The following is a 26,167-nucleotide window of genomic DNA, read 5'->3' as shown; positions in this document are numbered from 1 at the left end:
TGCTAGACGCGGCCCTGGTTGAGCCGGCGCTGCAGGGCCATGACGGCGCTGGACTCGCGCGAGATGACGCCGTCGACCCGCGTGCCGAGGTAGCGCTGGAGGGCGCGGATGGTCTGCGGGCCGATCTTTCCGTCCCGGTCGCCCGACGCCATGCCGATCTTGCGCTGCAGGGCCGCGATCACGCGGGAGCCCTGGGCGTCGGGGACCCAGCGCCAGCCCGTGGTCAGGCCGGGGTTCACGTCGCGCCAGGCCACGCTCTGCGACGAGACGACGCCGTCGACCGGGGTGCCGAGCTCCTGCTGGAGGCGGCGGGTGGTGGACGAGCCCCAGAAGCCGTCGACGATCAGGCCGCCAGGCTCCCCCGGGCTGGGCGGCGTCGAGCCCTCGCCCGCGCGGATGTCGTCGAGCCGCGCGTAGAGGTTGCGGCCCGGGCAGGCGGTCTGCGAGACGTCGCGGTGGCCGCCGAGCGGCGCGCCCTGGGTCCACCAGCGGTCCTTGCCGTACCCGTAGATCGCGGCCGCGGTCGAGATCTGGGCGGCCGTAGGGCTGTTGGCCTCGTAGTTGCCGGCGAAGCAGATGGACCGCGAGGTGCTGTTGCGCCCGCCCGTGTGGGTGCCGCGGCGGTTCCAGCTCACGCCCTGGTAGGCCCGGCCGGACGGGAAGATCACGACGTTGTACGAGATGCCGGTGCCGAACCGGGTCTGGCCCACGCTCTCCAGGGCCCGCATCTGCTCCGCCTCGGCGGCGACGGTGGCGTCGGACGGGAGCTGCGCGGTGACCGAGTGGTGCACCCAGACCTCGACGGCGGGGCCGGTCAGCGTCAGGTCGCCGTCCGGGTACCGCGCACCCCAGGACGCGCGCGACGCGATGCTCACCGTGGCGGTGGGCTCGACGGAGGGCTCCGGGTCCTCGGCCGGTTCGGGCGTCTCAGCCGGTTCCGGAGCGGTGTAGGGCTCCGCCGCCTCGCCCCGCGGCTCGTCGTCGGCGGCGAGCACCTCCAGCACGGTCCCGTCCTCACCCTTGATCTCGTACGCCTCAGCCACGGTTCCCCCCTAGAGCCATGTTCCGCATATGTCGTACATGTCTACCACCGCGGGGTGGGAGAGGCGACCCCCGGGAACCGCGCGTTTCACCACGATGCGAAGCCCCACGATCGACCGCCGCGGCACCCGCGCGGTCCGGTCGTCCTGAAGGCTCGCCCGGCGGGGCCGAGCCACCGCCGTCCGGCCCGGACCGGGCTCCGCGTCGTGCGAACGGGCCGGCCGGACCGACCCCACCCGTTCGGCCGGTCGCAGCCGCTCCGCGCTTGTACTGTGGCGGGCGTGATCAGCATCGACGCCGACTCCCCCGTCCCGCCGTTCGAGCAGGTGCGCACCGGGCTCGCGCAGCAGATGGCGGACCGGACCCTGCCCGTCGGCGCCCGCCTGCCGACCGTGCGGGCGCTCGCCGCCGACCTGGGCATCGCCGTCAACACCGTCGCGCGCGCGTACCGCGAGCTGGAGGCGGCCGGGCTCGTCGAGACGCGCGGCCGTGCGGGAACCTTCGTCAGTGCGGCGGGCGACCAGCGACTCGCCCTGGCCCGGGACGCCGCCGCGCAGTACGCCGCCACGGCGCACGCGCTGGGCCTCGGGCGGGCCGAGGCCCTGGAGATCGTCTCGGCGGCGCTGCGGTAGGAGGCGCCGCCAGGCGGGCCGCGCCGTCCGGTCAGCCGAGCAGCCGCACCGGGCTCCCCGCCGCCCAGGCCGCGATGCCCTCGACCACCTGCGGGAAGAACGTGGCGTACGTGCCCTCGGTGACGTACCCGAGGTGCGGCGTCAGCACGGTGCGCGGGGCCGAGCGCAGCGGGTCGTCGGCGGGGAGGGGCTCGACGTCGTACACGTCCAGGCCGGCGCCGCCGATCCGGCCGGCGTGCAGGGCGTCCAGGAGCGCGGCGGTGTCCACCAGGGGTCCACGGGACGTGTTGACCAGGATCGCCGTCGGCTTCATCCGGTCCAGGTCCGTCCGCCCCACCACGCCGACGCTGCGCGGGCTCAGCTTGTAGTGCACGGTCACGACGTCCGACGTCGAGAACAGCTCGTCCTTGGGCACGGCCCGCGCGCCGCGCTCGGCCGCGACGTCCGGGTCCAGGTTGGTGCTCCAGGCCACGACGTCCATGCCGAACGCCGCGCCGACGCGCGCGACCTGCGTGCCCAGCCGGCCGAGGCCCACCACGCCGAGCGTGCGGCCGGCCAGGTCCGTGCCGATCGTGTGCTGCCAGCCGCCCGCGCGCAGGCGCGCGTCCTCCTGCGGCAGGTGCCGCGCCACGGCCAGGATCAGCGCCCAGGTCAGCTCCGGTGTGGCCGACGACGGGGAGTCCGTGCCGCACACCACCACACCCCGCGCGGCGGCCGCCGCCAGGTTGATCGAGGCGTTGGCGCGGCCGGTCGTCACCAGGAGCCGCAGGTCGGGCAGCAGGTCGAGCGTGGCGGCGTCGAACGGCGTCCGCTCCCGCATGGCGACGACGACGTCGCACCCCGCGACCGCCGCCGCGAGCGCCGCGGGGTCGGCGAGGTGCTCGGCGTGGAAGGTGACGTCGGCGCCGAGGCTGTCCCAGTCGGCGAGGCGGTGGGCGGCCTGCTGGTAGTCGTCGAGGACGGCGATGCGCATGCGGGCCACCCTAGGCGCACCGAGCGGGGCGGGCGGGCGTCGTTCGGGGGTGTTGTTCGGGGGGGGCGGTGTCGTTCGGGGGCGGGGCCGTTCGTCGTCCTGGTGGGACCGGCCGATGACCTTCGGCGCGGCCCGTCGTCTACCCAGGGACACGTCCCCTCGGACAAGGAGCGCACCATGACCGCGACACACCCGCACCACGCCGACCCGGGCGGCGTCGCCGACGAGCCCGCCGTGCCGCCCGTCGTCGACCACGCCACCTGGCAGGCCGCCCGCGACGAGCTGCTCGTGCGGGAGAAGGCCCACACCCACGAGGGCGACGCGATCGCGGCGGCGCGGCGCCGGCTGCCGATGACGGAGGTCGACGCGGCCGCCGTCGTCGTCGGGCCGGACGGTGAGGCCACGCTGCTGGACCTGTTCGCCGGCCGCGAGGAGCTGGTCGTCTACAAGCACATGTGGCACGCGGGCGAGCCGTTCGAGAACCAGTGCGAGGGCTGCACGCTGACGTACTTCGCGGTGCAGGACCCGGCGTACCTGAACGCGCGCGGCGTCTCGTTCGCGGTCGTCGCGAAGGCGCCGTACGGGGAGCTCGCGCCGTTCGTGGAGTTCATGGGGTACCCGCGGCACTGGTACTCGGTGCTGGCGACGACGGAGGACGTGCTGGGCGGCGGCGAGTTCGGCACCTGGCTGTGCTTCCTGCGCCAGGGTTACCGGGTGTACCTGACCAACTCCGTGACGGGGCGCGGTGCCGAGGCCACGATGCCGGCGCTGGCGCTGCTCGACATGACGGCGCGCGGCCGCCTGGAGTCCTGGCAGGACTCGCCCGACGGCTGGCCGGAGGGCAAGGTCCCGGGCTGGTTCTGGCGCACGGACGAGGACGGCACCGGCAACAGCTGGTCCGGCGGCCGCCCGGCCGTGCAGTGGTCCCGCCCGGGTGCGACCCCGGTGGTGGCGGGCGCGCCCCACGACCACTGACGGGGCGTGGCCCGGCGCCAGGCTGGAAGTGCGCTTCTCCCCAGTCATCAGGAGCAGAACTCCCGGTGGTTTCGGGCCCAATGGCTGGGTAGAAGCGCACTTCGGTGGGCAGCCCCGGCGCGGTCAGCGCAGGTCGGCTCGGATCGCGGCGCGGACTCGGGCCGAGCGTGATCCCACACGGTTGGTGGCGCCGGTGCGGTAGGCCCGGGTCTGCTGGTCGGTGTGCACACCGGCCGCGCCCGACCGGGCGTGCTCGGCGCGCTCCCGCACGGCGTGGGCCGGGAGTGCGTGCTTGTGCCGGGTGCGGTTCTTCTTGTTGCTGCTCACGCGTCTCACCTCCGTCCGGTGCGTCAGCGACGCCCGACCGTAACGGGCGCACCCGTACGCGGTCAGCGGATTTTCGCGCTGCGTTGTTCCCGCTGGTCACAGGAGGTCGGCAGGCTCGGCATACTTGCGCGGATGACCACCGCAGCGCAGCACCCGGTCCGGCACGTCGACGTCGAGCACGCACCCGTCTCGCGGGCGGAAGACCCGGCCACCCCGGGCGCCGGCACCGTCCCGGACACGGTCGGCGCACCCGCCCGCCTACGCCTCGCCTACCGCGAGGCCGGGGACCCCGCCGCCCCGGTTCTGCTCCTGCTGCACGCCCTCGGGGAGAGCTCGCTGTCGTGGGATCCCCTGCTCGACGACCTGGCGGCGCTCGGCTACCGGGTCCTGGCCCCCGACGCACGGGGCCACGGCGAGAGCGAGCGGCCCGGGCAGTACTCGTACGAGCTGATGACTGCCGACACCCTCGCGTTCTGCGCCACGCTCGGCATCACCGCCGCGGGGGGCCTCGCGATCGTCGGGCACTCGATGGGCGCCGTCACCGCTGCTCTCGTCACCACCGCCCTGAACGCCGCCTCACCGGCCGCCGCCGAGGCGGACGCCACCGATGCGACCATGGCCCCCGTCACCCGCCTCGTCCTCGAGGACGCCGCCCCGCCCCGGCCGGGCGGGCCGCGGTTCGAGCCGTTCGACGAACCGGACCACCCCGTCCCGTTCGACTGGCCGCTCGTCAACGCGCTGCGCGCCCAGCGCGGCGACCCCGACCCGGCCTGGTGGGACGACGCGCTCAGGATCGAAGCGCCCGTGCTCGTGGTCGCGGGCGGCCCGACGAGCAACGTGGACCAGGCCGACCTCGCGGAGCTCACGGACGGTGTGGCCCACGGCCGGCTCGTCGAGATCCGCGTGGGCCACATGGTGCACGACGAGGCCCCGGACGAGTTCCTTGCCGTGGTGACCGACTTCCTGCGGCGGTAGCCGCGCCCCGCATGCGGCCGTCGGGCACGCAGTAGCCCCCCACGCGGCAGCCGGGCACGTCTTCGACGTCGCGACGGCTCCGGTGCCGGCCGGGACACCGGCCGGCTGAGCCGACCATGCACCTGCTGCCAGGGCCAGGCCGGTTCTGGCAGCAGGTGCCTGGTCGGCTCAGCCCGCGCGCAGCAGGTGCCGGGTCAGTACGGCTGGCGGTCCCGGGCGCCTGCGCCCAGGCTCGCGCGGACCGCTGGGTGCAGCGCCAGTCCGACGCCCGCCAGGACGAACAGGATGTGCAGCGCTCGGATCACGGGGAAGGCCGGCGAGACGTCGCCCTCGAAGACGGTCGACCAGGAGGCGCCGTCCGCCAGCAGGGCGGCCATGGGCAGCAGCATCGAGCCGAGGCCGACGACGCCGAGCCCGAGCAGCAGGGCCCACCATGCCCACCTTCGGCCGCGGGCGAGGTTCCAGGCGCAGGCCAGCGCAGCGGCGAAGATCAGCCCACGCACGCCGGCCTGTGTGAGCAGGGCGCCGTCGGCCCCCTGCCGAGCGACGACCGAGGAGACGGCGACGGCGGTCTCGGCGATGCCTGCCAGGACGGCGAGCGCGAAGCCGCCCGCCGCGGCGGTGCGCAGCGGCGGGGCTGTGAGCAAGGTGGGTGATGCGGGTTCGGTCATCTGTCCATCCTGGTCAGAGCGACACGTGGGGCCCATGCGGTTGTCCTCCGGACGTGCGTGGGGTCTTCCCTACCCCGCCGCGTGGGAAGATGCAAAGGTCATGAGTTCGCGCCCCCTGCTCCCCCACCTGCGCCGGATGGTGCACGTCGGGCCGTACGGCGGGGAGCTCCCGGTGGCACTCCGGGCGGCGACGTCAGTGGCCGTACCGATGCTGGTCCTGTGGGCCACGGGGCACCTGGAGTGGTCGCTCTACGCGACGTTCGGCGCGTTCACCAGCCTGTTCGGCCGCACCGTGCCCATCCGGCCGCGCCTGGTGTCGCAGGTCCAGGCCGGCGCCGTGCTGGTGGCGTCGGTGCTGGCCGGCACGCTGCTCGCCGTCCTGGGCTCGGCCGTCCCCGGCACCGGCTGGCTCGTGGTGCCCGTCGCCGCGCTCTGGGCCACCGGCGTCGCGATCGTGTCCCACCGGCTGCGCTGGCACCCGCCCGGGCCGCTGTTCCCCGTGTTCGCACTGGGCGCCTGCTCGTCGGTGCCCGCCGGGCCCGAACAGCTCCCGGTCGCCCTGGCCGTCGCGGTCGCCGCCGTCCTGTTCGCGCTCGTGCTGACGGCGTGCTTCACGCGGTTCGAGCCGGCCCCTGCCCTCACGCCGACCCCGGCACCCGGCCCCGAGTGGCCCCTCTCCCACTACCTGGTGCGCTACGCCGCCGGCGTCGCCGTCGCGGGCGCGGTCGCCACGGCGGTCGGGCACCCCTACTGGGCCATGGTGGCGGCGGTCGTACCGATGTCGGCGCCCGACGCCTCCGGCCGGCTCCTGCGCGCGGCCCAGCGTCTGGCGGGCACGCTCGTGGGCGTGGTCATCGCGTGGGTCCTGCTGGCCGCCGCGCCGCCGCCGCTGGTGGTCATCGCGGTCGCCGCGCTGCTGCAGGCCGGCGCCGAGCTCTACGTGGGCCGCAACTACGCGGTCGCCATGCTGTTCATCACGCCGCTCGCCCTGTCGATGACGCACCTGGCACACCCCGTCCCGGTGTCCGGGCTGGTCAGCGACCGTGCCATCGACACCGTCGTGGGGGTCGCCGTGGCAGTCGTGATCACCCTGCTCACACATGAGCGGCGCCAGGACGCCGAGGGCTGATGCCCGCCCGTACGGCCCCCGCCAGCGGGTCGCCGTCCGGCCGCCGTCCGGGCAGGCAGAAAGGCCGACAGAACCGGTCGGATCGACGTAAGATCACGCGATCGATCGCTCGTCCAGGATGATTCTTGCCTGGCAAGGGGTGAACTTGGGCGCAGGCCGGTCCCGGCCGCTTGACGGGTCCGTAGATCGGTCAATAACGTGGTATTTGCCGGTAGTTAATGTGAATTAGGGCCCGGTGTTCGGCCCCTTGCAGAGCACCAGAGGAGCGACCGATGAGTCCACGACGACGTGCCACACAGGTGGACATCGCGCGCGCGGCCGGGGTCTCGCAGGCGACCGTATCCCTGGTGATCAGCGGCGGCCACGGGAGCGAGCAGGTGGCCGAGCACACGCGCACCGCCGTGCTCGACGCCGCCACGCGGCTCGGCTACTCGGTCAACACCGCGGCGCGCAGCCTCAAGGGCGGGCGCAACCATATCCTCGGCCTGTACACGTTCGAGTCGGTCTTCCCCACCGACCAGCGCGACTTCTACTACCCGTTCCTGCTCGGCGTCGAGCGGGCCACCGCCGAGGTCGGGTACGACCTGCTGCTGTTCAGCTCCGTCACCCCCGGCCCGCGCCGCATCTACTCCGACGGCATCAACCGGCTCAAGGTCGCCGACGGCTGCGTGCTGCTCGGCCGTCAGGTCGACCACGCGGACCTCGCCGAGCTGGTCCGCGACGACTTCCCCTTCGTATTCGTCGGACGCCGTGAGCTCCCCGGCGTCGAGCTGTCCTACGTGGCCCCGGACTACGGGACCGCCACCCGGGACCTCGTGCTCCGCCTGACCGGCCTGGGGCACCGCCGCCTGGCCTACCTGCGGCCGGACGACGACCAGGAGCCGACCCGGGACCGCGAGGCCGGCTTCCGGGCGGGCGTGGCCGACGCCGGCCTGCCGGACCAGCCGGTGCACGTGCTCCCGGTCGGCTCGTCGCCGCCCGTCGACCAGGTCCTCGACCTGCTGAGCGGGCCCCTGACGATGCTGCTGACCACCTGGCGCGCCGACGGCGTGACCGCCCTGCTGGTCGACCCCGGCGAGAACGACCGGACGATCGCAGCGCTGGAGCAGGTCGCCGTCCGCGCCGGGGTACGGATTCCCGCGGACCTCTCCGTCGTCCTGCTCGGCGAGCCGTCCCCGCCGCTGTCGGCCCGCGGCGCCGACGCCGAGCTCGTGAGCACCCGGGACTGGACCCGATTCACGCTCCCCCGCGAGGGCCTGGGCCGCGCCGCCGTCCACCTCCTGCTCGACCTGCTCGACGACGGCCCCGCGCGGCAGCTCACGGTCCCGTGCCTACCCGTCGAGGGCGACACGGTGTGCCCGCCCCCGGTGGGCGCCGGGGCCTGAGCGGGCCAGGGTCGTCCGTGCCGCCCGAACCGCAGGAAGGCGCACCCCGACGTCACCCAGGAGTGCGAGACTGCGCGCATGCGTGACGACGAGTGGGCGCGACAGCGCGCCGAGGCGGTCCGGGTCCAGGCCGACCGGCTCGCGGCGCGACAGGACGCCGAGCATGCCCGCGCCGAGACGATGCTGCACGAGTTCGCCGCCGCCGCGCAGGCCGCAGGCCTCGAGCCGGAGGACCTCGTGGTCCAGGGCTACGGCGGGCGCGGCACGGCCCGCACCGGGCTGCGCGGCTGGTACCTGCGCGTCGACCGCAGCGCCGGAGTCAGCACGACCGGCGACTTCTACGTGCTCACCGCACCCCTGCGCCTGCTCGACCGCATGCGCGGCGTCCGGCCCGAGGCGCGCCGTCCGCCCCTGACGCTCGGCGCGGGCGGCAAGGACGGCGAGTCCATGCCCCTGGCCGACGTCCTGGACCGGCTGCTGCCGGGCTGGCGCGCCCGCTGATGACCTCCCGCTCCCCCGTGCCCGCGCCGGCCGGCCCCGGAACCGCCGGCGAGGTGTTCGTCGCGTTCCTGCGCCTGGGCCTGACGTCGTTCGGCGGGCCGGTGGCCCACCTCGGCTACTTCCGCGACGCGTTCGTCGTGCGCCGCAAGTGGCTCGGCGACCAGGCCTACGCCGACGTCGTGGCGCTGTGCCAGTTCCTGCCCGGCCCGGCTTCCAGCCAGGTCGGCATGGCGATCGGCCTGCAACGCGCGGGCGTGCGCGGGCTGCTGGCGGCGTGGGCCGGGTTCACGCTGCCCTCGGCGGTGCTCATGGTCGCCTTCGCCTACGGCGTCACCGCGTTCGGGGACGGCGCCGGTGCCGGGTGGATCGGCGGCCTCAAGGCGGCGGCCGTCGCCGTCGTCGCGCAGGCCGTGCTCGGCATGACCCGCACCCTGACCCCGGACGCGCGGCGCGCGACCATCGCCGCCGGGGCGGCCGTCATCACGCTCCTGCTGCCGACGGTCGCCGGGATCCCCGTCGCGCTGGGCCAGGTCGGGGTGATCGCCCTGGCCGGCGTGGCCGGCCTCGCCTGGCTCGGCTCCCTGTCCGACGACGGCACCGCCGAACCGTTCCCGGTCCGCGTCGGCCGGGGCGCCGCGGTGGCCTGCCTGGTCGCGTTCGGCACACTGCTCGTGGCACTGCCCCTGCTGGCCGCGGCGACCGACGGCGGCGTGGCCCGGCTCGTCGACGTCTTCTACCGTGCCGGGTCGCTCGTGTTCGGCGGCGGGCACGTGGTGCTGCCGCTGCTCCAGGCCGAGCTCGTGCCGTCGGGGCTGGTCGGGCACGACCAGTTCCTGGCGGGGTACGGGGCGGCGCAGGCCGTGCCCGGCCCGCTGTTCACGTTCGCCGCCTACCTCGGCGCGGTCACGACGTCCGGCCCGTCCGGCGTGGCGGGCGCCGCGATCGCGCTCGTCGCGATCTTCCTGCCGTCGGCCCTGCTCGTGGTGGGCGGGCTGCCGTTCTGGGAGCGGCTGCGCGGCGCACCCCGCGCCCGGCGGGCCCTGGCCGGCGTGAACGCCGGCGTCGTCGGGCTGCTGGCCGCCGCGCTCTACGACCCGGTGTTCACGCAGGGCGTGCTGGGCGCGTCCAGCCCGGTCGTGGCGCTGGCGCTCGCGATCGCCGCGTTCGTCGCACTGACCCGGTGGTCGGCGCCGCCCTGGGCGGTCGTGCTCGTCGCGGGGGTGCTGGGCTGGGCGTTCCTGTGACCTGGGTGCCGCGCGGGGTGGCGTCAGCCCGCTGACCGGCCCAGGTCCTCCCAGCCGCGCCAGGCGGTGATGCGCTCCTGGGTGATCGGCAGCACGGCGTCGACGGCGAGGTCGCCGACCAGGATCCGCAGCGGCGGCTCGTCGGCGTCGACCACGGCGAGGATCACCTGAGCGACGTCCGCCGGGGACGACGAGCCCGGCGGGTGCCAGGCGGCCGCGCGCAGCGCGTCGTACGCCGGGAGCTCCGCCGCGCGCACCGCCGATGCGCCGCGCCACCCGGTGTCCACGGGCCCCGGCTCGACGAGCGTCACGTGGATGCCGAACCCCGCCACCTCCTGGGCCAGCGACTCCGACAGCCCTTCGAGCGCCCACTTCGAGGCGCTGTACCCGCCGAGACCCGGCCAGGCCGCGACGCCGCTGGAGCTGGACACCTGCACGATGTGCCCCGCGCCCTGGGCGCGCAGGACCGGGAGCGCCGCCTGGGTCACGTGCAGCACGCCGAAGAGGTTGACGTCGAGCTGCGCCCGGAGCTGCTCGGGCGTGATCTCCTCGACGGTGCCGAACAACCCGTAGCCCGCGTTGTTCACCACGACGTCGAGGCGGCCCAGCTCATCGGCCGCCGTCCGCACGGCCACCCGGGCCTGGTCCGGGTCGGTCACGTCGAGACGCAGCGGCAGGACGGCGTCGCCGTGCTCGGCCACGAGCTTGTCGAGGGTCGCCAGGTCGCGTGCGGTGGCCGCCACGCGGTCGCCGCGCTCCAGGGCGGCCGCGGTCACGGCGCGTCCGAGACCGCGACTCGCGCCGGTGACGAACCAGGTGCGGGTGCCTCCCGCGGCGGCGGGCGGTGCGGCGTGTGGCCGGGGGTCAGCCTTCATGTGCGCCATCGTGCCAGGCCGGCTGGTGACCCGTTGCCGAGGTCGCACGGGTCGGCCCTCTGAGGTTCTGTTCAAGCCACGATGCTGCAACGTTTCAAGCCCGCTCCTACGGGCACGAGCTCGCGGTCTGAACAGAACCTCAGTGCGACGGAGCACTAGGCTCACGGCATGCCAGTGGACGACGTCGACACCCGGCCCGCGACGACGCGGCCCCCGACCCGCCGCGAGCGCCTCCGCCGGCAGACGGTCGACGAGATCGTGGAGCGGGCCCTGGAGCTCGTCGACACCGGCGGCGCGCACGGCCTGTCGATCGCTTCGGTGAGCAAGGCGATGGGCATGACGCCGCCCGCGCTCTACCACTACTTCGCCTCGCGTGAGGCGCTGCTCGACGCCCTGGTCCTGGCCGGGTACACCGGCCTCGGCACCGCCGTGGAGGCCGCGGCGGGCGCGACGTCGGACCGCCCCGCCGCCGACCGGGTCTCCGCGATCGCCCACGCGTGGCGCCGCTGGGCACTGGAGCACCCGCGCCGGTACGCGATGCTCTTCACCGGCGTCCGGCGCGAGGCGGTGGACCCCCTGAAGCACGTGGGCCCGATCACCCAGAGCATGCTCGCGCTGGTCACGGCGCTCGAGGAACTGGAGCGGGACGGCGCGGGCGGCGCGGGCAGCACTGGCAGCACTGGCAGCACTGGCAGCACTGGCGGCGCGGGTACCGCGGGCAGCACTGGCCGCACCCTCGGATCCGGCACGGGGCGAGAGTCCGGCACGCGGCAAGGCCTCGACGCGGAGCTGTCCCGGTGGGGCCGGACGCTCGGGGCCCCGCCGGAGACCCCGCCCGGTGCACTGCGGCTGGCGCTGGCCATCTGGTATCGCGTGCACGGGCTGGTGTCGCTGGAGCTGGTCGGCGGCTTCGACACCATGGGTCTCGACGGCGGCACCCTGCTGACCGCCGAGATCGAGGGCCTGGTCCGCGAAGCCACCCGCTGCGTGGAGTGCGCTTCTACCCAGCCAATCGGCCCGTGACGGCCCTCGTTTCGGGCCAGATCGCTGGGTAGAAGCGCACTCCCCGCGGCCGCGCGGCGCCCGCCAGGGTCAGCGGCCCGGCTCCGGCGTCCCCGCGTGCTCGGTCAGGAATTCCCGGACCAGCGCCGCGACCCGGTCCGGCTGGTCCAGCGTGGACACGTGGCCGGCGTCGGGCAGCACCTCCATCCGCGCACCCGGCACGGCGGCCACGGCGGCGTCGAGCTCCGGCTGGAGCACCAGCGGATCGGCCGACCCCCGCACCCAGAGCGTCGGCACCGCCATCCGGTGCAGCTCCGGGAGGAAGTCCGTCCGCATCGCCCACGGGCCGAACGACAGCGCCTGCCAGTCGTCGAGCGCGGGCTCGCGGTGCCGATACTTCTGCTCCGCCTCGCGCTGCGCGAGCTCGACGGCGCGCTCGACGCCCGGCGTCCCGGCGCCGTGCTGGAGGTTGTCCTCGAACGACCGGCGCACCGCGCGGGGCGACCGGGCCAGCCACGCGGTCGTCGCGCGCAGGACGCCGGGCGTCCGCGTGGACAGCCAGGTGAGGAACTGCGCCGGACGCCGCGCACCCAGCCCGCCCGGCGCGAGCAGCACCGCGGAGCTGACGCGCTCCGGGTGGTCGAGCGCGGTGCCGATCGAGACACCGCCGCCCATGGACAGGCCGACGAGTGCCGTCCGCTCGATACCGAGCTGGTCGAGCAGCCCGATCACGATCCGCTGCAGCAGCCCCTGGTCCACCCGTCCCGGCCAGGGGCGGCTGCCGCCGTGCCGCGGCAGGTCGATCGCCAGCACCCGGAAGTGCTCGGCCAGGGCGGGTGCCACGTGCATCCAGTCGAGCTCGGCGGTGTCGAGCATCGCGCCGTGCAGCAGCAGGACCGGCGGTGCGTCGGCCCGCCCGCTGCTGTAGAAGCGGACCGGTCCGCCCGCCACGGTCAGGTCGCGCACCTCGTCGAACGTCTCGGTCATCGCTCCTCCTCGTCAGGGATCGTCCCGGCCCCACCCCGCCCGCCGTCGATCCCCACCCGCACCAGCTCCGCGACCACCCCGAGCGCGGCCCGGAGCTGGTCGGACGTCAGCGGCCCGATCAGCGCCGACGCCGACAGCAGCCCGATCGTCACGCTGGAGAGCGCGAGCGAGACCGCCTCCGGGTCGACGTCGGCGCGCACCTGCCCGGCGGCCCTGAGCTCCTCGATGTGCCCCGTGATCCAGCGGAACCGGGCGCGGTACCGGTCCGGGCCGACGGCGCGCACGTGGTCGCCGAGCACGGCGCGGTCGTCGAGCACGGCGGCGGACATCAGCGGGTCGTCCAGCAGCGCCTCGACGCCCGCGCGGTACAGCGCGCTGAGCGGCACCGGGCGCGGCAGGTGCGCCGTCAGCGCGTCCACGCGGTCGCCGAGCCGGGCGGTCGAGCGTTGCAGCACGGCGTCGAGCAGCTCGTGCTTGCCCGCGAACTCGCGGTAGACGCCGCCCTTGCTCACGCCCGCGGCGTCGGCCACGGACTGGACGGACATGGCGTCGAAGCCGCGGTCGAGCACGAGCCGTTCGGCGACGTCGAGCAGGGTCTCCCGGCGGTCCGGGATGGTTGGTCTGGGCATACGCACCTCCGTAGTGACCCAAAGTACCCCATGGGTCACTACGGATGGGCCCCACGGAGGAAACCGAGACGTCAGGGCACGAGCACGACCTTGCCGCCGGAGCGCCCGCCGTCGACCAGGGCCTGGGCCCGGGCCGCCTCCGTGAGTGGAAGCACGTGCGCGACGGGCACCGACACGTCACCGCGGACGACGGCGCCGATCAGGTCGGCGAGGTCGTCGGCCGACGGCTCGGACCGCTCGGTGAACTCGACGCCCAGCCCGTGGGCCGCGTCGTCCGCGAGGGTCAGCACGCGGTCGGTGCCGCCCCGCAGCTCGATGCTGTCGGGGAGGACGCCGCGGCCGCTGGTGTCGAGCACGGCGTCGACGGCGGGGGCGAGCGCTCGGACGCGGTCCACCAGTCCCGGGCCGTAGGTGGTGGGCGTGGCGCCCAGACCCGCGACCCGGTCCTGGTTGTCGGGCGACGCCGTGCCGATCACGCGCACGCCCGCCGCCACCGCGAGCTGGGTCACCAGCGAGCCGATGACGCCGCTGGCCCCGTGCACCAGCAGCGTCTCGCCCGCGGTCGGGCGCAGGATCCGCAGCGAGCGCCGCGCGGCCTCGCCGGCCACAGGCAGCGCGGCGGCCTGGGTGACGGCGAGCCCGTCGGGCACGGGCGCCCACAGCTTCAGCAGGGCGAGCTCCGCCGCGCCGCGGCTGGTCCATCCGGTGACGCGGTCGCCCGGAGCCACCCCGGCGACGTCGGGCCCCACCTGGTCGACGACGCCGGCCGCCTCCAGCCCGGGCGACCCCGGCAGGCGCGTGCGAAACGCGGACTCCATGGCTCCCGAGCGAACCTTGCCGTCGAAGGGGTTGAGGGCCACCGCCTCGACCCGCACCCGGACCTGCCCGGATCCGGCCTGCGGCTCCGGGACCTCGCCGAGGTGCAGCACCTCGGGACCGCCGAACTCGTCGAAAACTACTGCGCGCATGGTGCGTCCTCTCTGTCCAGGACAGTCTCCGGCACGACGGGGTGAGCGAGCCGACGTCGTGCCGGGACCGGCCCCGCCGCTCAGGAACCCGGGGTACGCGCCTCGGCGGCCCAGGCCTCCGAGACGGGCGCCATCAGCTCCGGGTCCGACGACGGCTCGAGGCCCGGGCCGTCCGCCGGTTCCGCCGTCGGCCCCGGGACGGTGAGCGTCGCGATGGCCGTGGTGACCGGGATGGCGAGCACGAGGCCGATGGAGCCGACGAGGGTGCGGACCACCTCCTCGGCGATCTCTCCCGAGGTCAGGGCGGTGGCCGGCGACTGGTCGACGAGCCAGACCATCATCAGCAGCGGCAGGGCGGCGCCCACGTACGCGAAGGCGATCGTGTAGACGGTCGAGGCGATGTGGTCGCGCCCGATCCGCATGGCGCTCGTGAACAGCTCGGCCCGGGTCGCCGTCGGTGCGACGCCGCGCAGCTCCCACACGGCCGAGGCCTGCGTGATCGTGACGTCGTTGAGCACCCCCATGCCGGCGAGCACGATGCCGCACAGCGCGATCCCCCGCAGGTCCGCGCCGGGCGCGCTGGACGGCAGGAACGCGGAGGCCTCGTCGGTGGTGCCGGTGATCTGCGCGGCCCGTGCGGCCCAGGCCGCGATGCCCGCCGTCAGCGCCAGGCCGACCAGCGTGCCGAGCAGGGCGGTGGAGGTCCGCGCGGACAACCCGTGCGCCAGGTACAGGGTGACGAACATGATCAGGGAGGACGTCACCAGCGCCACGCCGAACGCGTTCTGCCCTGCCAGCAGGGCCGGCATCGTGAACCCCAGGAGCACCACGAACGCCAGCCCCAGCCCGGCCATGGCCGCCAGCCCCCGCCAGCGCGCGACGAGCAGCACCACCAGCGCGTAGGCGACCGCCAGCAGGGCGATGGGTAGCTCGCGCTGGAAGTCCAGGAACACGAGCGGGTCGATGCCGGGCTGGGAGACCTGCGAGATGTCGACGGCGGTGATGCGGTCCCCGGGCTCGAGCGGGACCGAGGGTCCCGGGGACTGCATCCGGGAGGTGGTGCCGTCCGCGAGCTCGACCGGGACGGCTCCCGTGGCCGGGTCCGCGAGACCGGCCACGGTGACGTCCACGAACGACGTCCCCTCGGCGCGGGCCGGGACCCGGTCGGGCACGTCGGTCCCCGCTGGCCACAGCAGCCAGAGCCCGGCCAGCGTCGCGAGCAGCGCCGAGACCAGGATCATGACCAGGAAGAACGTGGTCTTCGGCGCGGCAGGACCCGCCGTACCGTGCGAGGGAGCGTGCGCCATGCGGACATACTGGCCCACCATCGCGCCGCGGGCACGGTGAGCCAATCACTCGTCCGAGATCGGTAATTTGCGCCACGGAGTCGGCAGTTGGCACCGGGTTCGGCACAGGCCTGGACCGATCTCGGTGCCAACTGCCGACCGCAGCGTGAGGTGCCGATCTACGGCCGCGCGCACCCACTCAGTCCAGGAACGTCACCTCGACGAGCCGGCTGTCGCGCACCCAGTCCTCGAGATCCACGGGCTGGGCCAGATGCCCCGGGTTGGCGGGCTGGTTCAGGTCGGCGACGATCTCGGTGAGCACCGCACGCCGCTCCCGCTCCTCGGTGATCGGGCGCGCCGTGGCCCGCAGGTCCGCCCGCACGCCGTGCTTGAGGTGAAAGGTCAGCGCCGGCTCGGCCACCAGGTTCACGTACCAGCTCGGGCGGTCGACCGTGCCGCTGCACAGGTAGGTGCGACCGGCCACGTGGTAGAAGAAGATCTCGATCCGCCGGGGCAGGCCGGTCCGCCGTCCCGTCGTGGTGATGTCGATGATCCGCTGCCGCGTCGAGGCGGCCGGGGTGATCTCGACCGCCCGGCGTACGGCGTCGTCCATCACGCGGCCTCGCTCTCGTTCGCAGCGCCGATCTCGGCCTCGACCCCGGGCTCGTAGCGCAGCGCCGGCCCGAGCAGCAGGCCGCCGTCGAGCACGTACTCCGAGCCCGTGGCGAACGCGGCTTCCGCGGAGCTCAGGAAGAGCACGAGCCGCGAGAGCTCGGCCGGCTCACCCAGCCGCGGCACGGCGAAGGGCTCGGGCGAGTAGAGGTCCGCGATGGGCCGCTCACCCTCGGCGACCGGCGAGTTGACCAACGGCGTCGAGACGACGCCGGGGTGCACCGAGTTGACGCGGATCCCGTCGCGGCCCAGCTCCAGGGCGGCGGACCGGGTCAGGCCACGCACCGCCCACTTGCTGGCGGTGTACGCCGCGTAACAAGCCGTGCCCACGTTGCCCATGGTCGAGGAGATGTTGACGACGGCGCCCCCGCCGGCACGCCGCATGGACGGCGTCACCGCGCGGATGCCGAGGAACTGGCCGGTCACGTTGACCTCCAGCGTGCGCCGGAAGGCCTCGGCGTCCATGTGCTCGATCGGCGCCGCCGACTGCTGCATCCCCGCGTTGTTCACCAGCACGGAGACGGGGCCGAACCGCTCCTCCACCGATGTGACCGCCGCGGCCCACTGCGCCTCGCTGGTGATGTCGAGCGCCACGTGCAGGGCCCGCTCCCCCAGCTCGGCGGCGAGCGCCGCACCCCGCTCGACATCGCGGTCCGCGATCACCACGTTGGCCCCCTCGGCGTGGAAGGCGCGCACGTGGCTGACGCCCATGCCGCCCCCTGCGCCGGTGACGACCACTGTCCTGTCCTCGAATCGCTGCACGGCCGGAGCCCTTCATGTCGGGAGTCTAGTTGTGAGTCGTTCGACTCATGTCTCGGCCAGGGTAGGCAGCGCCGGAGAGGTGAGTCAAGCGACTCACCTCACAGCCTGAGGCATGATGGGCCCATGGCGACCGGCACCGGGACGTACCACCAGCAGCTCGCGGAGCAGAAGCGCGCGGCGATCATCGCCGCCGCCACCAGCCTGTTCCTGGGGGGCGGCTACGCCGGCACCTCGCTGGCCCGGGTCGCCGAGGTCGCGGAGGTGTCCAAGGCCACGCTGTTCAAGCAGTTCCCCACCAAGGCCAGCCTGTTCGAGGCGATGGTCAAGGAGCACTGGAACGCCGGCGACGACGAGCGCCCCGAGCCGGCACCCGGCGACCTCGCCCGCGGGCTGGCGGAGTACGGCCGCCGGTACGCCGCGCTGATGTCCCGCCCCGAGATGGTGGGCCTGTACCGCATCGTCATCGCCGAGATGCCGCGCTTCCCGGGGCTCGCCGCGACCCACTTCGACGCCGGCAAGATGCCGTTCTTCGACGCGGTGCGGCGCTATCTCGCGGCCGAGCACGATGCCGGGACCGCGCGCGTCGCCGACCCCGTGGCCGCCACCACCCAGTTCATGGGCATGATCTCGAACTTCACGTTCTGGCCGCGCCTGACCGTCGTCGGCTGGGACCCGAACGCCGCCGAGACGGCCCGCGCCGTCGACGACGCCGTGACCACGATGGTCGCCCGCTACGGCACCCGCTGACGGCCCGTGGCCACCGACCCGTCGACCGCCATGTCCCGCGCCCCGCGCCTCGCGGCCCACGCCGCCGTCTCAGCGGCTCTGTCGCGGACCGGCGACAGCGCGCTGCGCGAGCTGCTGGACGCCGCCACCCCGATCGGTTCCGGCATCGGCGGGGCGACCCGGCTGCTGGAGGTCGAAGGCACCCCGGTCTTCGTCAAGCAGGTGCGCCTGACCGACCTCGAGCGGCTGCCGGAGCACGCCGGCTCCACGGCCAACCTGTTCGACCTGCCGGACTTCTGCCACTTCGGCGTCGGCAGCATCGGCGGACCGGGGTTCGGCGCCTGGCGGGAGCTGGCCGCACACGCCCTGACGACGGACTGGGTGCTCGCGGGCGAGCACGAGGGTTTCCCCCTGATGTACCACTGGCGGGTGCTGCCCGACGGCGGCCACCCGCTCCCCGAGGAGCTGGCCGACGTCGAACGGGCCGTCGCCTACTGGGGCGGCGGCCCGCAGATCCGGGATCGGATCGAGGCCCTGGAGCAGTCCTCGGCGAGCATCGTGCTGTTCCTGGAGTACGTGCCGCAGACCTTGCACACCTGGCTGGACGAGCAGATCAGGGTCGGTGGCGAGGCCGCCGAGGAGGCGTGCGCGATGGTGGACGCCGAGCTGGCGGCCGGCGTCGCGTTCATGAACGCCCGCGGCCTGCTGCACCTCGACGTCCACTTCCAGAACGTCCTCACGGACGGCGATCGGCTGTTCTTCGCTGACTACGGTCTCGCGATCTCCTCCGGCTTCGACCTGACGCCGGACGAGGCCGTCTTCCTCGCCGAGCACGAGGGCTACGACCGGGACTATGCCGCGGCGTACCTGGTGAACTGGCTGGCCGTCGCGGTGTACGAGTACGGACCCGACGAACGCCGGGCGTTCGTGCGGGACTGCGCCAAGGGGGTGGCCCCGAGGGACGTTCCGGCTGCCGTCGCGGAGCTGCTGCTCCGCGACGCGCCGGTCGCCGCGGTGGTGGGCGACTTCCATCGCCGGTTCCAGCAGGAGAGCCGGACGACGCCGTACCCGCTCGCGGCGCTCGGCCGCCTCGCCCGGGGAGACGGCGGTCGGCCCTAGAGCCAGACCGTGACCGCCGCGAACACGAGGGCGGCCACCGCGACGCCGACGGCGACCAGGAGCAGCGGGGAGAAGCGCGAACCGCCCGGACCGGCGCCCCGGCCCGCGCCGGAGCCGTGGTCGTCGCCGGCGGTCCTGGGCAGGATCGACACCGGCTGCGGCGGTGTGGCCGGAGCCCCGGTCCCGGAACTGGTAGGCGTACCGGCGGGCCCCGCGCCGGTGGACGAGGCACCGGCCGGCGCGGTGGGCGGTCCGCCCACGTTCTCGGTGTCGTCGACACCGCCCGTACCGGGATCGTCGAACGCGACGTCCAGCTTCCGGGTAGCGGCCGTCCCCGAGCCCGGGCCCGGCCCGCCCTGGGGAGCCAGCGGCGCCGTCGGCTCCGCGGGGATCGCGGGCGGCAGCGGCGCCGACCGGCCGCGTCCCAGCACTGCCCACTGCGCGAACGCGCCCGTCAGCCCGTCCGGAAACACCCACGAGCCCGCCGGCCCGGCCGCCAGCCGACGCCGCACCGCCGCCAGTGTGGGCCGGCGGCCCGGGTCGGCGCGGACGCACGCGGTGACGACCTCGACCAGGTCGTCGGGCAGCCCCGCGAGGTCGGGCTCGTCGTCGCGCACCCTGCGCGCGAGCTCGGCCGAGGCCCCGGACCCGAACGGCCCGTGCCCGGTCGCGGCGTAGGTCAGCACGGCCCCCAGGCCGAAGACGTCGGCGGGCGACCCGGGCTCCAGGCCGCGCGCCACCTCGGGCGCCAGGTAGGCCACGGCGTCCGGCACCAGGCGCGGGAGCGTCACCGTGGCCGCTTCCAGGGCGCGGGCCACGCCGAGCCCGGTCACGACGGCGCCGTCGGCGGTGAGGACCACGGTGGACGGGTCGAGGCCGCGGTGCACGTGCCCGGCGGCGTGCACGGCGTCGAGGGCGTCCGCGAGTGCGGTGGCCAGGCTCCGGACGGCGGCGGGCTGCAGCGGCCCGTGGTCCTCCACGGCCTCGCGCAGCGACGGTCCGGGCAGGAAGTCGGCGGCCGTCCAGGGCGTGCGCTCGCCCAGGTCGGCGGCGCGGACGCGCTGCAGGTGCGGGGCGCGCAGCCGGCGGGCCGCGTCGGCGGCGTCGGACAGGAGGGCGAGCACCTTGGGGTCCCAGGCGATCTGCTCGCTGACCACGGTCACCTCGGCGAACAGCCCGTCGGGCGAGCGGCCGAGGTAGGCGATGCCGGCGCGGCCGGCCCGGAGGCGGCCGCGCAGGTGGTAGGGACCCAGCTGCCGGGGGTCACGTTCGCCCAGGGGTTCCAGCTCCATGCTCGGTGTCCTCTCGGTGGTTCGGCATCGGCCCGGCCCGGCAAGGTCTGCGGTCAGAACAGCCCGTCCAGGACGGTCGACATGTCGACGGGCACCCCGCAGGTCGAGGTGTATGACTCGGTGCCCTCGGCGGCGGGCGCGCCGTCGAGGGCGATGCGGCAGGTGATGTCCTCGACGTCGCCCTGCGCGGTCAGGGCGAGGGTCTGCAGCTGCGAGTCGACAGGCAGGGTCCCCGTCCAGGGCGTCACGACCTTGAACCCCTTGCCGTTGCCCTGCTGCCCCTGCTGCGTGCCGCCGTCGTCGGAGTCGACCACCAGGGCGTTGTAGGTGACGGTCACGACCTCCCCGGGGCGCGGGGTCGTGATCTGGAGCTCCACGCTGTGCGGCGCGTCCACGGGCCCGGATCCGAGCCGCTCGCCGCTCAGGCTGTACGTCCCGCTCTCCATGGCGTCGGCCGGGACACCGCTCTGCGCGACGGTCCACCAGACACCGGCGGTCACCACGGCGGCCCCGGTCGCGGCCGCCGCGATCCACCGGCGACCCGGGCGGCGGCCCGCTCCCGCGGACGCCCCCTCCTCCCCGGCCCGGCCGCCTCCCCCGGAACTTTCGCCCGGCGCCGGGCCGACGTCGTCCCGGACGCCCTCCGGGACCGGGGCCCGGACCACCTCGGTGTCCGCGGGCACCTCACGTGCCTGCAGCTCCCCCAGCTCCCGCGCACGCTCGGCGACCATCGGTCCGACGCCGGACGGCAGCCGCCACGGCGCCACGGCACCGGACGCCGGGCGCAACCCGTCGAGCACCTCCGCCGTCGTCGGTCGGTCCGCCGCGTCCTTGGCGAGGCAGTCCCCGACCAGGCCCCGCAGCTCCGGCGGCACCGCGCCCAGGTCGGCGTCCTCGTGCACCACGCGGTACACGATCGCCTCGGTGGGGCCGCCCCCGAAGGGCGAGCGCCCCGTCGCGGCGAAGAACAGCACGCAGCCCAGGGCGAACACGTCCGACGGCGGCTCGGCCTCCCGTCCGCGCACCTGCTCCGGCGACATGTAGGCGGCGGTGCCGAGCACGTCGCCCGACGTCGTCACGGACGTCGCGTCCACGGCTCGCGCGATGCCGAAGTCGATGACGCGCGGGCCGTCGGCCGTCAGCAGCACGTTGGCCGGCTTGAGGTCGCGGTGCACCAGGCCGGCGGCGTGGATGGCCTCCAGGCCGCCCACGAGTCCCGCGCCGAGCGCCCGGACCGCCTCGGCGTCGAGCACGCCGTTCCGCGCGACGGCGTCGTGCAGCGACGGGCCGGGCACGTAGGCGGTGGCCATCCAGGGCCGGTCGGCGTAGGCGTCGGCGTCGACCACCTCGGCGGTGTGATAGCCGCCGACGAGCCGGGCGGCCTCCACCTCGCGGGCGAACCGCACGCGGAACTCGTCACCCCCGGCCAGGCCCGGGTGGATCACCTTGACCGCGACCACGCGCCCGCCGCGGGAACGCCCCACGTACACCTGGCCCATGCCGCCGGCGGCCAGCCGGCCCAGCAGACGGTACGGGCCTGCCTGCGCGGGGTCGCCCGCGCGCAGCGCCTCGATCACGGGCGGGACCCGGCGTAGCGCGTGGACCGGGGCATCAGCCGTTGCCCCTCTGGGCGTCGCCGACCTTGTCCATCAAGGTGCGCAGGTACTCCTCGTACTCCGGGGTGCCGGGCTCGGGGAGCTTGTCCATCTGCTCCTGGTACTCCTTCTGCTGCTCCGCACTCTGCTCGGCGTACCCCTCCTGCATCTCGTCGACCATCGCCTGCAGCTCGTCGGGCAGCAGCATGCAGCCCACGTTGACCTGCCCCGCCTTCTCGACGACCACCTCGCCGTCGATCAGGATCCGGCAGGAGACCGCGATGTCGGTGTCCCCGAGGGTCATCTCGGCCCGGTCCTGCCAGCCCGCCTCGGCGGACAGGGTGATGTTGGCACCGTCGACCGTGCCCTGCGCCGTGATCGTCTTGCTCCACGGGACCTCGACCTCGGTGTACATCTTGTCGAGATCCGTCTCCATGATGCCCTCGCCGCTGCGGAACGAGTCCGCCAGACCGGCCGGGCCGAGGCGCCCGTCGTACCGCATCCCGACCGGGATCCTGCCCGCGTCCTTGCCCGTGGCGGTCACCTCGAGCGTGACCTCGTGCGTCTCGTCCGGCACGGTGAGCTGCATGTTGCCGACCGACGACGGTGCCGGGACGAGGTCGGCGTCTCCCCCGCTCCCGCCGCCGAACCCACGGGTGACCGCCAGCGCGCCCGCGACGCCGACCACGACGGCCGCCACGCCGACACCGGTCCACAACGCCGCCGGGGAGCGCCACCAGGCGCGGCGCCCTGCGCCGGACGCACCGGCGCCCACCACGCCCGCGCCCACCGGCGCCGCGGCCGTCGGCGTGCCCGCCGGTGTCCTGCCCGTCGGGACCCTGCTCGTGCCGGGCGCCACGATCCGCTCCGTCGCCGCGGGGTCGTGCGGCGACACCGACACCACCCCCGCCTCGGCCCCACCGACCTCGGCGGCGCGCTCGGCGATCATCGCGACGACGCCGGCCGGCAGCTCCCACCCGCCACCCGTGGCACTCGCGAGCCGGTCCACGACGTCCGACGGCGCGGGGCGGGCGGCCGGCTCCTTCGCGAGGCAGGCCTCGACCAGCCCGCGCAGGCCCGACGGCACGCCGGCCAGGTCTGGCTCGTCCCGCACGACACGACGGGCGACGTCCTCGGCGGCGCCGCCACCGAACGGGCTGCGGCCCGTGCAGGCGAACACGAGCACCGAGCCCAGCGAGAAGACGTCGGACGCCGGCGTCACGTCCAGGCCACGCACCTGCTCGGGCGACATGTAGGGCGCCGTGCCGATCGAGCCCTGGTGCGTCAGCGACGTCGCGTCGCGCTCCTGGGCGATGCCGAAGTCGACGACACGTGGGCCGTCGTCCGCGAGCAGGATGTTGGACGGCTTGAGGTCGCGGTGCACCAGGCCCTGGTCGTGGATCGCGCCCAGCCCCTCGGCGAGCGTGGCGCCCAGGGTGCGGACCACGGACAGGGGCAGCGCGCCCTCCTGACCCACGGCGTCGGCGAGCGAGGGCCCCGCCACGTAGGCGGTGGCCATCCAGGGGCGCTCGGCGTCGGGGTCGGCGTCGACCACCTGGGCCGCCCAGAACCCACCCACCCGACGGGCCGCGGCCACCTCGCGCCGGAATCTGGTGCGGAACTCGGCGTCGCCCGCCAGGTCCGGGTGGATCAGCTTGACCGCGACGGGCCGCCCGGTCCGCGGACGGCCCAGGTAGACGCTGCCCATCCCGCCGGACCCGAGCCGGCCCTCGATCACGTACGGCCCGACCTCGCGCGGATCCTCACCGCTGAGCGCTGCGATTGGCACTGTGCCCCCGACTTCTCATCCGACCGCCCCGAACCGGCTTCCGCGCCGGACTGCTGGCCTGATGGTAGAGGGCCTAACGTTTTGGTTCAATCAATGGGCGCCGTGCCGTCCAGGCAGGTCAGGCGGCCGGCAGCAGGAGCGCGTCGTACAGGGCCGCCGCCGCGCCGTCCCGCTCGACGCTGCTCGTGACCTGATGGGCGACCGCACGGACGGCGTCCGGCGCATGGCCCATGGCGATCGACACGCCCGCCCACGAGAGCAGCTCCAGGTCGTTCTCGCCGTCACCGATCGCCACGGTGCGCGACGGCACGACCCCCAGCTCGGCGCGGATGCTCTCCAGCGCGGTCGCCTTGCTGACGCCGGGCGCCGTGACGTCCACCCAGTCGACCCGGGTGGGGAACGCGGTGACACCCGACTCGCGCAGCGCCGGGGTCAGGCGCTGGGCCCACTGCCCGTGCACGACGAGGCGCGGCGTCGGGCGCGCCCAGATGTCCCCGACCCGCTGCAGCACCTCCTGGTGCCCGCCGAGCTGCCCGTCGGGGAACCGCTTGGTGACGCGGTAGCCCGTGCCGACCACCTCGGCCGCGAGCCGCAGGTCCGGCCGGATCTTCGACACCAGCCGGACCACGGGCTCGGCCTCGACGGGGGTCACCTGCACCACGGAGTAGCCGTTGCGGTCCAGGCGCGCGGTCACGGCGCCGTTGGCCGCGACCACCCAGCCGTCGCGGATGCCGAGCAGGCGCACCATCTGCACCGCGACCGACAGGGAGCGGCCCGTGGCGATCGCCAGGTGGTGGCCGGCGGCGCGGACGGCCGCGAGCGCGTCGACGACGGCGGGGGTGGCCCGGCGCCCCGAACGAACGAGGGTCCCACCCAGGTCGCAGGCGACGAGGGCGGGTGTCGACGACGGTACGTCGGGCAGTGCTGCGGTGGCCCCGGAGGCGGTCGCGGTCACGGTATTCCCCTGGTGATAGGTGGCGAGGCCTATCATCCCCCATACTAGGACATTTTGGAACTCGCATCTCGGGCCCGAGGGTGGGTCTTGTCCCAGGTCAGAGGCCCGCGGCGGGCGAAACGATACACGTCGCGGCGGGTGAATGACGCACCCGGCCGGATCAGCGCTCGCGGACCGCGATCCCGGGGTACTCCAGCACCAGGCCGGCGGTGTCGAGGGTGAGCACGCACGCGACGTCGAACGTGGCCGACGCGTAGTCCAGGAGCAGCGCGTCCGGCGTCCGCTCGCGGAACCGGTAGTCCTGCTCGATCCGCCGGATGCCGAGGTCCTCGGCGCGGACGAATGCCGCGGGTGCCTGGTATGTCCGGCCTGGCGAGAGGTCGAGCCGGTGGACCGGCAGCGTGTTGGTCACCGCGGAGGACTCGAGGTCCACGTCGAGGCAGCCGTCCAGCCGGGGGGCGGGCACGCCGTCGACGAGCCAGCGCGGCGGGGCGGGGGCGGGCTCTGCGTCGGGGTTCGTGTCGAGGTCGGCCCGTTCGAGGACGGTGCGCAGGGCGCCCGCCGCGGTGACGGCCTCGATCTCGGCACGGCGCGTGCGCCAGTGCCGGTCGACGTCGATCCGGTACCCGACCGACCAGGCATGCTCGCCCTCGACCGCGGTGGTGTGCCCGAGCAGCACGTGACCCCGGCCGGTCCGCTCCGCGAACATGACCTCGAAGCCGGCCCGGACCCCCGTATGGGTCCAGGCCGACACCGGAGGCATCGGGCGCAGCCGCACGGTCCGACCCTAGTGCCCGGCTCCGCGGCGGGTCGCCGGCCCGTCAGAGGTTGAAGCCGCCGGTGACCTCGATGTTCTGCGCGGTGACCCAGCGGCCGCCGTCGGACAGGAGGAAGGCGATGGCGGATCCGGCGTCGTCCGGGCGGCCGAGCCGCCCAAGAGCGGTGCGCTCGACGAGCTGCGCCGTCATCTCGGGGTACGCCTCGAAGGCGCCGCCCGCGAACGGGGTGTTCGTGGGGCCCGGGGAGACCGAGTTGACGCGGATGCCGCGCGCGCCGAGCTCCTTGGCGAGGTAACGGGTCAGCACGATGACGGCGCCCTTCATCGAGCCGTAGGCGGAGTAGCCCTCCGAGAGCCCCGCCGTGCCGGCCGAGCTGCTGGCGGTGTTGACGATCGAGCCACCGTCCTCGATGAGTGGCAGCAGGGTCTGGGTCACCAGGTAGGGGCCCTTGAAGATGACGCGGTAGAAGTCGTCGAGCTGCTTCTCGGTGGTGTCGGCGAAGAGGGTGCCGCCGCCGTACCCGGCGTTGTTGACCAGGCCGGTGACGGTCCGAGCGCCCCAGGTCTCGGCCAGCGCCCGCTCGACGGCGGCACGGAACGCGGGGAACGTGGCGCTGTCGCCGACGTCGAGCGGCAGGGCGACGGCGGTACCCCCGGCCTCCTGGATGCGTGCGACGGTCTCGAGGGCGCCGTCCTGGTTGGCGTTGTAGGTGACGATGACGCCGGACCCGCCCTCCGCGGCGCGGATCGCGGCGGCCTGGCCGATGCCGGAGCTGGCCCCGACGACGATGGTGATCGACATGTCTGCCTCGTGATCTGGTTGGTGTGACCTGATTGCTGGATACTGCTTCTGGTCGAAGCCGAAAGGCGGGATCGTGA

Annotated in this window: 27 protein-coding genes; 10 read left to right on the top strand and 17 right to left on the bottom strand. The window is 74.7% G+C overall.

The window, feature by feature from the left end; all coding sequences use genetic code 11:
- Positions 1-2: 2 nt before the first annotated feature.
- Positions 3-1,043, bottom strand: a complete 1,041-nt coding sequence (locus tag ACH47X_RS11115; RefSeq protein ID WP_397404184.1) for an N-acetylmuramoyl-L-alanine amidase — start codon at positions 1,041-1,043, stop codon at positions 3-5.
- Between the two features lie 270 nt (positions 1,044-1,313).
- On the opposite strand from ACH47X_RS11115, the gene ACH47X_RS11110 reads away from it, so the two are divergent.
- Positions 1,314-1,673, top strand: a complete 360-nt coding sequence (locus ACH47X_RS11110; protein ID WP_397404182.1) for a GntR family transcriptional regulator — start codon at positions 1,314-1,316, stop codon at positions 1,671-1,673.
- Between the two features lie 31 nt (positions 1,674-1,704).
- Here ACH47X_RS11110 and ACH47X_RS11105 read toward each other — a convergent pair whose 3' ends face one another.
- Complete coding sequence (locus ACH47X_RS11105; protein WP_397404180.1) at positions 1,705-2,646, bottom strand: D-2-hydroxyacid dehydrogenase family protein; 942 nt, start codon at positions 2,644-2,646, stop codon at positions 1,705-1,707.
- A 177-nt stretch (positions 2,647-2,823) separates the two neighbouring features.
- Between ACH47X_RS11105 and ACH47X_RS11100 the strand changes: the two genes are divergently transcribed.
- Complete coding sequence (locus ACH47X_RS11100; RefSeq protein ID WP_397404178.1) at positions 2,824-3,621, top strand: DUF899 family protein; 798 nt, start codon at positions 2,824-2,826, stop codon at positions 3,619-3,621.
- A 123-nt stretch (positions 3,622-3,744) separates the two neighbouring features.
- Here the strand turns inward: ACH47X_RS11100 and ACH47X_RS11095 are convergent, their stop codons facing one another.
- Positions 3,745-3,948: a hypothetical protein gene (locus tag ACH47X_RS11095; protein ID WP_397404176.1), complete on the bottom strand. Its 204-nt coding sequence runs from the start codon at positions 3,946-3,948 to the stop codon at positions 3,745-3,747.
- A gap of 132 nt (positions 3,949-4,080) precedes the next feature.
- Here ACH47X_RS11095 and ACH47X_RS11090 point away from each other — a divergent pair, with 132 nt between their 5' ends.
- On the top strand, positions 4,081-4,923 hold the full coding sequence (locus ACH47X_RS11090; RefSeq protein WP_397404174.1) for an alpha/beta fold hydrolase: 843 nt from the start codon (positions 4,081-4,083) through the stop codon (positions 4,921-4,923).
- Positions 4,924-5,117: 194 nt separating this feature from the next.
- Here ACH47X_RS11090 and ACH47X_RS11085 read toward each other — a convergent pair whose 3' ends face one another.
- A complete protein-coding gene (locus tag ACH47X_RS11085) occupies positions 5,118-5,594 on the bottom strand; it encodes a hypothetical protein (RefSeq protein ID WP_397404172.1) in 477 nt (158 codons plus the stop codon).
- Between the two features lie 100 nt (positions 5,595-5,694).
- On the opposite strand from ACH47X_RS11085, the gene ACH47X_RS11080 reads away from it, so the two are divergent.
- From ACH47X_RS11080 to chrA, 4 genes are all read left to right on the top strand, one after another.
- Entirely contained in the window at positions 5,695-6,723 is a 1,029-nt protein-coding gene (locus tag ACH47X_RS11080; protein WP_397404170.1) for an FUSC family protein, read from the top strand.
- 272 nt (positions 6,724-6,995) lie between these two features.
- Positions 6,996-8,108, top strand: a complete 1,113-nt coding sequence (locus tag ACH47X_RS11075) for a LacI family DNA-binding transcriptional regulator (protein WP_397404168.1) — start codon at positions 6,996-6,998, stop codon at positions 8,106-8,108.
- A gap of 78 nt (positions 8,109-8,186) precedes the next feature.
- Positions 8,187-8,609: a hypothetical protein gene (locus ACH47X_RS11070; protein WP_397404166.1), complete on the top strand. Its 423-nt coding sequence runs from the start codon at positions 8,187-8,189 to the stop codon at positions 8,607-8,609.
- Positions 8,609-9,853 carry a chromate efflux transporter gene (chrA, locus tag ACH47X_RS11065; protein WP_397404164.1) on the top strand — a complete coding sequence of 415 codons (1,245 nt, stop codon included), beginning with the start codon at positions 8,609-8,611 and terminating at the stop codon, positions 9,851-9,853. Before ACH47X_RS11070 ends, chrA begins: the two co-directional genes overlap by 1 nt.
- A gap of 23 nt (positions 9,854-9,876) precedes the next feature.
- Here chrA and ACH47X_RS11060 read toward each other — a convergent pair whose 3' ends face one another.
- Positions 9,877-10,728: an SDR family NAD(P)-dependent oxidoreductase gene (locus tag ACH47X_RS11060; RefSeq protein WP_397404162.1), complete on the bottom strand. Its 852-nt coding sequence runs from the start codon at positions 10,726-10,728 to the stop codon at positions 9,877-9,879.
- A gap of 168 nt (positions 10,729-10,896) precedes the next feature.
- Between ACH47X_RS11060 and ACH47X_RS11055 the strand changes: the two genes are divergently transcribed.
- Entirely contained in the window at positions 10,897-11,751 is an 855-nt protein-coding gene (locus ACH47X_RS11055) for a TetR/AcrR family transcriptional regulator (protein WP_397404160.1), read from the top strand.
- Positions 11,752-11,820: 69 nt separating this feature from the next.
- Here the strand turns inward: ACH47X_RS11055 and ACH47X_RS11050 are convergent, their stop codons facing one another.
- From ACH47X_RS11050 to ACH47X_RS11025, 6 genes are all read right to left on the bottom strand, one after another.
- Entirely contained in the window at positions 11,821-12,717 is an 897-nt protein-coding gene (locus ACH47X_RS11050; RefSeq protein WP_397404158.1) for an alpha/beta fold hydrolase, read from the bottom strand.
- Positions 12,714-13,346, bottom strand: coding sequence for a TetR/AcrR family transcriptional regulator (locus ACH47X_RS11045; RefSeq protein WP_397404156.1), 633 nt, complete (start codon positions 13,344-13,346; stop codon positions 12,714-12,716). The genes ACH47X_RS11050 and ACH47X_RS11045 overlap by 4 nt, the downstream gene beginning before the upstream one ends.
- 71 nt (positions 13,347-13,417) lie before the next feature.
- Complete coding sequence (locus ACH47X_RS11040; protein WP_397404154.1) at positions 13,418-14,314, bottom strand: NADP-dependent oxidoreductase; 897 nt, start codon at positions 14,312-14,314, stop codon at positions 13,418-13,420.
- Positions 14,315-14,394: 80 nt separating this feature from the next.
- Positions 14,395-15,621: a YibE/F family protein gene (locus tag ACH47X_RS11035; protein ID WP_397404152.1), complete on the bottom strand. Its 1,227-nt coding sequence runs from the start codon at positions 15,619-15,621 to the stop codon at positions 14,395-14,397.
- A 178-nt stretch (positions 15,622-15,799) separates the two neighbouring features.
- On the bottom strand, positions 15,800-16,213 hold the full coding sequence (locus ACH47X_RS11030) for a nitroreductase/quinone reductase family protein (RefSeq protein ID WP_397404150.1): 414 nt from the start codon (positions 16,211-16,213) through the stop codon (positions 15,800-15,802).
- A complete protein-coding gene (locus ACH47X_RS11025) occupies positions 16,213-17,034 on the bottom strand; it encodes a glucose 1-dehydrogenase (protein ID WP_397404148.1) in 822 nt (273 codons plus the stop codon). Before ACH47X_RS11025 ends, ACH47X_RS11030 begins: the two co-directional genes overlap by 1 nt.
- Positions 17,035-17,157: 123 nt before the next feature.
- On the opposite strand from ACH47X_RS11025, the gene ACH47X_RS11020 reads away from it, so the two are divergent.
- Both ACH47X_RS11020 and ACH47X_RS11015 read left to right on the top strand, forming a co-directional pair.
- Entirely contained in the window at positions 17,158-17,781 is a 624-nt protein-coding gene (locus tag ACH47X_RS11020; protein ID WP_397404146.1) for a TetR/AcrR family transcriptional regulator, read from the top strand.
- A gap of 6 nt (positions 17,782-17,787) precedes the next feature.
- Positions 17,788-18,879 (top strand): protein kinase family protein, encoded by a 1,092-nt coding sequence (locus tag ACH47X_RS11015; RefSeq protein ID WP_397404143.1) that lies wholly within the window; start codon positions 17,788-17,790, stop codon positions 18,877-18,879.
- Here ACH47X_RS11015 and ACH47X_RS11010 read toward each other — a convergent pair.
- The 6 genes from ACH47X_RS11010 to ACH47X_RS10985 form a co-directional block, all read right to left on the bottom strand.
- Positions 18,876-20,171, bottom strand: coding sequence for a serine/threonine protein kinase (locus tag ACH47X_RS11010; protein ID WP_397404141.1), 1,296 nt, complete (start codon positions 20,169-20,171; stop codon positions 18,876-18,878). The genes ACH47X_RS11015 and ACH47X_RS11010 overlap by 4 nt on opposite strands.
- Positions 20,172-20,224: 53 nt before the next feature.
- On the bottom strand, positions 20,225-21,748 hold the full coding sequence (locus tag ACH47X_RS11005) for a serine/threonine-protein kinase (RefSeq protein WP_397404138.1): 1,524 nt from the start codon (positions 21,746-21,748) through the stop codon (positions 20,225-20,227).
- A gap of 34 nt (positions 21,749-21,782) precedes the next feature.
- Positions 21,783-23,555, bottom strand: a complete 1,773-nt coding sequence (locus ACH47X_RS11000; protein WP_397404136.1) for a serine/threonine-protein kinase — start codon at positions 23,553-23,555, stop codon at positions 21,783-21,785.
- 118 nt (positions 23,556-23,673) lie between these two features.
- Positions 23,674-24,510, bottom strand: a complete 837-nt coding sequence (locus tag ACH47X_RS10995; RefSeq protein ID WP_397404134.1) for an HAD family hydrolase — start codon at positions 24,508-24,510, stop codon at positions 23,674-23,676.
- 160 nt (positions 24,511-24,670) lie between these two features.
- Positions 24,671-25,288 carry a putative glycolipid-binding domain-containing protein gene (locus ACH47X_RS10990; RefSeq protein WP_397404132.1) on the bottom strand — a complete coding sequence of 206 codons (618 nt, stop codon included), beginning with the start codon at positions 25,286-25,288 and terminating at the stop codon, positions 24,671-24,673.
- Positions 25,289-25,331: 43 nt separating this feature from the next.
- Positions 25,332-26,090: an SDR family NAD(P)-dependent oxidoreductase gene (locus ACH47X_RS10985; RefSeq protein WP_397404130.1), complete on the bottom strand. Its 759-nt coding sequence runs from the start codon at positions 26,088-26,090 to the stop codon at positions 25,332-25,334.
- Between the last annotated feature and the right edge of the window lie 77 nt (positions 26,091-26,167).

It is taken from the genome of Promicromonospora kroppenstedtii (genome assembly GCF_044389675.1).
GTDB lineage: Bacteria > Actinomycetota > Actinomycetes > Actinomycetales > Cellulomonadaceae > Promicromonospora > Promicromonospora kroppenstedtii.
This window is presented reverse-complemented; position numbering and strand designations above follow the sequence as displayed.